This window comes from Escherichia sp. AM3, from assembly GCF_032029835.1.
Taxonomy (GTDB): domain Bacteria; phylum Pseudomonadota; class Gammaproteobacteria; order Enterobacterales; family Enterobacteriaceae; genus Escherichia; species Escherichia coli.
In genome coordinates this window covers 1-251 of the sequence record NZ_JAVUPQ010001160.1, presented here as the reverse complement: position 1 = coordinate 251, position 251 = coordinate 1, and the positions used below count along the sequence as shown (strand labels likewise).

Annotated in this window: 1 pseudogene; it reads right to left on the bottom strand. The window is 45.8% G+C overall.

From position 1 onward, the window contains the following. Window positions 1–73 precede the first annotated feature (73 nt). Window positions 74–251, bottom strand: a pseudogene (gene ydeI, locus RTW80_RS30155) (YdeI family stress tolerance OB fold protein); the annotation flags it as partial.

Below are 251 nucleotides of genomic sequence, written 5' to 3'. Positions count from 1 at the left end.
ATAAAAGGATGACAAATAGCATAACCCAATACCCTAATGGCCCAGTAGTTCAGGCCATCAGGCTAATTTATTTTTATTTCTGCAAATGAGTGACCCGAACGACGGCCGGCGCGCTTTTCTTATCCAGACTGCCACTAATGTTGATCATCTGGTCCGGCTGAACTTCTCGTCCATCAAAGACGGCCGCAGGAATAACGACATTAATTTCACCGCTCTTATCGCGAAAAACGTAACGGTCCTCTCCTTTGTGA